This window comes from Xanthomonas bonasiae (assembly GCF_017163705.1).
Lineage (GTDB): Bacteria > Pseudomonadota > Gammaproteobacteria > Xanthomonadales > Xanthomonadaceae > Xanthomonas_A > Xanthomonas_A bonasiae.
Genome location: NZ_JAFIWB010000010.1, coordinates 120,872 through 127,041, shown reverse-complemented (window position 1 = coordinate 127,041; position 6,170 = coordinate 120,872). Strand labels below are relative to the sequence as shown.

The following is a 6,170-nucleotide window of genomic DNA, read 5'->3' as shown; positions in this document are numbered from 1 at the left end:
TGCTGCTCTCAGACTGGGGCGCCGGATGCTGAGAGGCCATCGCGATGATCTGACCGGTTGTTCGAGGTGCCCTTCAGCCGCGACAGGATCTATCGGTAACGCCCGTCGCGGCTGAAGCCGCTCCTACAAAAGGCCGCTCCATCCTTGCGAGCGGGAAGACGGCATGCCGAAGATCCGCCATGGCAGCCTTTGATACACCGCACAAATTTGTAGCCGCCATCTTCACGCTCTGTTAAAGTCCGCGCCCAGCGCTGCCGGGTCCGGCAGCCAGGCACAGCCGTCGCCATGCCTCCGTCCGATCTTCTTTCTACGGAGCGATGCGCGTGCGCGTCAATTTGCTGCCCCTGTCTGTTTCCGTCGCCGCGGTTCTGGCCTTGCATGCTCCAGCGCCTGCGCTGGCCGCCGAAGCGGATGTCGCCGATCCCACCACCCTGGACCGCGTCGTCGTCACCGGCGAAAAGCGCGCGCGCACGCTGCAGGACACCACCAGCAGCGTGGCGGTGACCACCCAGGCGCGGATCGAGCAGGAAAACCTGCAGAACCTCTACGAGGTGTTCAACCGCACCGCCAACGTGGCGCAGAGCTACGGCGATACCGGCTTCACCATCCGCGGCATCCGCGAGATCGACGGCGGCGGCGATGCGCCGCTGGCCACCATCTACCTGGACGGCGCAGCGTTGCCGCAGAACGCGATCAGTTCGGCGCCGCTGAGCCTGTGGGACCTGCAGCAGGTGGAGATCCTGCGCGGGCCGCAGTCCACGCTGCAGGGCGAGAACGCGCTGGCCGGCGCGGTGATCCTGCGCACCGCCGAGCCGACCATGGACTGGGAGGGCAAGCTGCGGGTGCTGGCCTCCGATCCGTCCGACCGGACCCTGGCCGCGGCGTTCGGCGGTCCGCTGGTGGCCGACGAACTGGCGTTCCGCGCCTCGGTCGAGCAGCGCAGCTTCGAGGGCTACAGCTGGAACGACACGCGCCAGGCCTCCGACGATGCGCAGCACGCGCTGACCTACCGCGGCAAGCTGCTGTGGACGCCGTCGGCGATCGAGGGGCTGAAGGTCCAGCTCGGTTACACCAAGGCGCATCGCAACGGGCCGTACCTGTACGTGTACGTGCCCACCGACGAGGCGGACTATTTCAAGCGCCGGGTCAATCACGACAACACCCCGAACCGCAGCCAGACCGACAGCGACATCGCCACCCTCGACGTCGATTACGCGATCGATGCGGCCTGGTCGCTGTCGGCGGTGACGGCCTGGAACAAGGTGGACATGGACAGCAGCTGGGACGGCGACCGCAGCGCCGCCCAGGTCGCCTACGCCAGGCGCCTGGCCACCACCCGCACCACTTCGCAGGAGGTGCGCCTGAACTACGACGGCCAGGCCGTGGACGGCCTGTTCGGGCTGTACTGGGCCAAGCACGACACCCAGAACGACGTGGTCAACCGTCTGAACGTGAATACCCCGCTCGCCACCATCACCCGCCTGCTGACCGGCGCCGGCTTCCCGGCCGCCAATGCCGCGGCGATCTCGGCCGCCTACGGCCAGGCGTTGCCGGTGATCCCGGTGCTGTACGTCAGCGACGCGCCGACCACCTCGGAGAACCGCGCGCTGTTCGCCGACGGGCAATGGCATGTGGGCGGCGGCTTCTCGCTGATCGGCGGCTTCCGCTACGACCGCCAGCGCTACGAGATGGCCTCCAGTACCACCGCGACCTTCGTCGGCAGCTATCCGAGCGCGGCCAGCTTCGCCAGTCCCGGAACCGCGCTGTACCAGGCGATCACCGCGATCAACGCGGGCGTGGCCGGCATCGTCGATGCGGCCAGCGGCGAGGTGCCGGACAACACGCGCGACTTCAGCGCGTTCCTGCCCAAGCTCGGCGCGCGCTATGAATGGAGCCCGGACCTGGCCGCCAGCCTGGTGGTGCAGCGCGGCTACCGTTCCGGCGGCTCCAGCTTCAACACCGCGCGCAGCCAGGCCTTCGCCTACGACCCGGAATACACCTGGAACTACGAGGCCTCGCTGCGCTCGCAGTGGCTGGACGGGCGCCTGAGCGTCAATGCCAACGCCTACTACATCGACTGGAAGGACAAGCAGGTCTTCGCCTTCTTCGGCCTCAACGACTACGACTACAACACCGTCAACGCCGGCCGCGCGCACCTGTACGGCTTCGAGCTGGAGGCCAGCCACCGGCTCGGCGAAGGCTTCGACTGGTACGCCTCGCTGGGCTATTCGCGCACCCGCTTCGACGAGTTCAAGACCGTGGCCGATGCCGAGATCACCGACTATGCCGGCCGCGAGTTCGCCTATGCGCCGCGCTGGACCGCCGCGCTCGGCGGCAACTGGCGCTTCGGCGCGGGCTGGGTCGCCAATCTCAACGCCAACTTCCGCGACAAGGTCTACACCGACATCGGCAGCGATGCGCCGCGGCTGGCCTCGCGCACGCTGCTCAACGCCAAGTTCGGCTACGAGAACCTGGACTGGAGCGCGTGGGTGTTCGCCAACAACCTGCTCGACCGGCAGTACATCCAGTACCGCTGGGCGGATCAGCCGATCGCCATCCTCGGCGCACCGCGCGTGGTCGGCATCGGCTTCGAAGCGCGCTGGTAACCCACGATGGCCATGCACGCGCTGACCACCGCCCTGTACCTGCTCGCCGCGCCGCTGGCGGCGCTGGCGTTCTACCTGGCTACCGCGCACCAGCGCCTGTGTCCGGCCTGGCGCCGGCATGCGCGCGCGCTGAACGTGGCCGGCGTGGTGTCGAGCGTGCTGGCGCTGGCCGCGGCGATCGCCGCGCTCGGCGTGTGGGCCGGCATCTTCGCGGCGCTGAGCGCGCTGATGCTCGCCGCGGTCGCGCTGCCGTACCTGGATGCCTGGCGGCACCTGCGTGGAGGCCGCGCCGATGTGGGCTAGGTGGCTGGCGGCGATCGTGCTCGGCCTGCCGCTGGCGGTGGGCGTGGTCGGGCTGTGCGTGCTGCTGTGGCCGGGCGCGCTGCAGGTGCATACGCTGCCGTGGTTGCTGCTGGTGTTCCCGCTGTGGATCGGCGCGATGTCGCTGGCGTTCGTGTTCCGCAGCGGCGCGCGCGCCTGGCTGTGGCTGGGCCTGGCGACGCTGCTGTGCCATGGCCTGTTGTACGCGTTGAAGGCCGCCGGCCTGGTGCAGGTGACGGTATGAAGGCGGCGACCTTGCGCCAGTTCCTGTCGGCCCACAGCTGGATGGGCCTGCTGGCCGGCATGGCCTTGTTCATCGCCTTCTATGCCGGCGCGATCACCGTGTTCACCCACGAGCTCAACGACTGGCCGCGCGCGGCGGCGGATGCCGCCCCGGCGACGCGGACGCCGGAACAGGCGGCGCAGGCCCTGCAGGATGCGGTGCTGGCGCGGCATCCGGCGCTGGCCGAGTCGTTCTCGCTGATGCTGCCGGGGGAACACGGTGCGTTGCCGCGGCTGTATGCGTTCGGGCCGGCGGCGCAGCCGTTCGGCGGGGCGGTGCAGTTCCAGCTCGGTGCGGACGGGCGACTGGTGCAGCTGCCGCAGCGCAGCGGCTTTGCCGATTTCCTGTACGACCTGCATTTCACCGCCGGGCTGCCGCGCACCTTCGGCACCTACCTGTTCGGCGTGGTCTGCATCCTGTACGGCCTGGCCCTGGTCAGCGGTGTGGTGCTGTATGCGCCGGTGTTCCTGAAGGACCTGTTCGCGCTGCGCCTGGGGCGCAACGTCAAGCGCCTGTGGCAGGACGCGCACAACGCGATCGGCATGCTGTCGCTGCCGTTCCATGTGATCTTCGCCTGGTCCGGCGCGGTGCTGACCCTGGGCGTGCTGTTGCTGGCGCCGTTCCAGTACCTGGTGTTCGACGGCAAGCTGATGCAGGTGCTGGCGCCGGATTTCGAACTGACCCCGCATATGCAGCCGGCGCAGGCGAAGGCGGCGCCGTTGCCGGTGGCCGACTTGCTGGCGCGCGCGCGTGCGGCCAGCCCCGGCTTCGTGCCGGAGAGCCTGTCCTTCCACGACGCCGGCGACGCCAATGCGCGCGTGGAGATCTACGGTCACCAGCCGCAGCGCCGGCTCAACACGCTTGCCGGCGTCGCGATGGAAGCGGCCACCGGCAAGGTGCTGCGGGTGCTGGCGCCGCAGAGCATGTCGCCGGGCGTGGCCTCGCTGCGCGGACTGCAGGCGCTGCATTTCGCCAACTTCGGCGGGGCGCCGCTGCAATGGCTGTATTTCCTGCTCGGCCTGGCCGGCGCGTTCCTGTTCTACAGCGGCAACCTGCTGTGGGTGGAGGCGCGGCGCAAGCGGCGCCAGCCGGCGCAGCCGTGGCGCACGCATGCGCTGGCGCGGCTAACGACCGGCGTCTGCCTGGGCTGCGTGGCCGGCGTGTCGGCGTTGTTCGTCGCCGCGCGGCTGTTGCCGCCGGGGCAGGAGCGTGGCGTGTACTACGCCGTGTTCGGGCTGGGCGTGGCCTGGGCGTTGCTGCGTCCCACCGCGCGCGGCGCCTACGAACTGCTGTTGGCCTGCGCGGTGCTGACCGCGCTGGTGCCGTTGGCCGCGCTGCGCGGCGCCGGCGGCTGGGTGGCGCCGTGGAGCAGTCCGCTGCTGCTGGCGGTGGACGGCTGTGCCGTGGCCCTGGCCTGGGCGTACTGGCAGATGGCGCGCGCCACCTGTCGCCGTGGCCGCAACGGCGATCCCAACAGCGTGTGGGCGCTGCCGGCGAAGACCTGAGCGCTGGCGCTGTACTTCGGCCGTCGTTCGGGCCGCTGCGGCAACGCCGCGCGCGCTGTGGTATGCCAGCCGCGGCGCCTCCACGCCGCATCCTGTCGCCCGCATGCGCTGCGCATCGCACGCATGCCCGACCGCGAAAAGTGGACAATCGCGCGCCAGTGATTTCTCATGTACATGGAAGTCGAAGTCTGCAGCGTTGGCGCTGGGCGTCGCACGGCAATTTTTGTGACCGCCACCACGTTCTGTTCCGCGCTGCCGCGTACAGGGGATTGCATGCACCAACGCTACGAAGGACCGCCCGACGCTCCGTCCGGCGAGGCCTACGCCAGGCAGTTGCGTAGCGGCTTCGCCGCATTGCGCTTCGATCCGCCGCTGGAGCTGGCGTATCGCCGCTATACCGCATCGACGATGGGTTTCGCGCAGCGCGTGGCGGCCTCGCTCGGGGTGCTGATCGCGCTGGCGTTGCTGGCCTGGGACGCGTTGCATTTCGGCTGGACCGGCAGCACCGGGCTGGTCGGCTACGCGGTGGCGGTGCGCGCGGCCACCTTGCTGGCGTTGCTGTGGGTGGCGGTGGCGATCCATCGCGCGCATGCGCACGGGCCGGGCCGGGCGGCGCTGCTGCTGCTGGTCGGCGGCACCGGGCTGGTGCTGTCGAGCATCGGCTATCCGCCGCAGGAACTGCGCTATGCCGCCGCGGTGATGACCCTGGTGATCGTCGCCGGTTTCTTTCCGCTGGGCCTGGCGCTGTGGCAGAGCGTGGCGGTGGCGCTGACGCTGTGCGCGATCAGCGCCGCGGCCGCGCATCTGCTGCTGGACGGCGCCGCGCAGGCCGGCTACCTGCGGCTGCAATGGTTGCTGTGGGCGGCGGTACCGATCGGCGCGGTCGGCGGCTATCTGCGCGAGCATTCGCGCCGCGAGGGCTTTCTGCAGCGGCGGGTGCGCGACGACGAGGCCTTGCGCGACGCGCTCACCGGCCTGGGCGACCGCCGCCGCTTCGACGAGCACCTGGCGGTGGCGCTGGCCGAGACCCGGCGCCTGCAGCGCGGCCTGGCGTTGATCCTGGTCGAACTGGATGGGTACGCCGCCTTCGTGCAGCGCTACGGCCCGCGCGAGGCCGACCGCGCCGTGGTGGACGTGGCCGAGGTGCTGCAATGCCTGCTGCGGCCGATGGACGTGACCATGCGCATCGACGATGGCCGCTTCGCGCTGGTGCTGTACGACGCCAGCGGCGCGCACCTGCGCCAGGTGGCGCCGGCGCTGCGGGACATGGTCGAGCTGCTGGCGATCGCGCACGCCGACATGGCCAACGAACAGCTCGGCGTCAGCGTCGGCGCCTTGCTCGCCGCGCCCGCCGACACCGCCGCCACGCTGATGCAACGCGCCGAAGCGCTGCTGCAGCGCGCGCGCATCGGCGGCGGCAACCAGGTGGTGCTGGCCGAGGACACGGGTTGGTGA

General features: G+C 70.2%; 5 protein-coding genes. All 5 read left to right on the top strand.

Annotation, left to right across the window (positions count from 1 at the left end; translation table 11 throughout):
• Window positions 1–323 precede the first annotated feature (323 nt).
• Window positions 324–2,606 (top strand): TonB-dependent receptor, encoded by a 2,283-nt coding sequence (locus JR064_RS11410; RefSeq protein ID WP_338123885.1) that lies wholly within the window; start codon window positions 324–326, stop codon window positions 2,604–2,606.
• Window positions 2,607–2,618: 12 nt separating this feature from the next.
• On the top strand, window positions 2,619–2,909 hold the full coding sequence (locus JR064_RS11405) for a hypothetical protein (protein WP_406848141.1): 291 nt from the start codon (window positions 2,619–2,621) through the stop codon (window positions 2,907–2,909).
• Window positions 2,899–3,171, top strand: coding sequence for a hypothetical protein (locus JR064_RS11400; RefSeq protein ID WP_179570378.1), 273 nt, complete (start codon window positions 2,899–2,901; stop codon window positions 3,169–3,171). Before JR064_RS11405 ends, JR064_RS11400 begins: the two co-directional genes overlap by 11 nt.
• Complete coding sequence (locus tag JR064_RS11395; protein WP_206229796.1) at window positions 3,168–4,715, top strand: PepSY-associated TM helix domain-containing protein; 1,548 nt, start codon at window positions 3,168–3,170, stop codon at window positions 4,713–4,715. The genes JR064_RS11400 and JR064_RS11395 overlap by 4 nt, the downstream gene beginning before the upstream one ends.
• Before the next feature lie 273 nt (window positions 4,716–4,988).
• A complete protein-coding gene (locus JR064_RS11390; RefSeq protein ID WP_206229795.1) occupies window positions 4,989–6,170 on the top strand; it encodes a GGDEF domain-containing protein in 1,182 nt (393 codons plus the stop codon).

Bases quoted from the DNA above. Each gene is read 5' to 3' on its own strand.
- JR064_RS11405 (WP_406848141.1), top strand. From the start codon at position 2,619: ATGCACGCGCTGACCACCGCCCTGTACCTGCTCGCCGCGCCGCTGGCG.
- JR064_RS11400 (WP_179570378.1), top strand. From the start codon at position 2,899: ATGTGGGCTAGGTGGCTGGCGGCGATCGTGCTCGGCCTGCCGCTGGCG.
- JR064_RS11395 (WP_206229796.1), top strand. From the start codon at position 3,168: ATGAAGGCGGCGACCTTGCGCCAGTTCCTGTCGGCCCACAGCTGGATG.
- JR064_RS11390 (WP_206229795.1), top strand. From the start codon at position 4,989: ATGCACCAACGCTACGAAGGACCGCCCGACGCTCCGTCCGGCGAGGCC.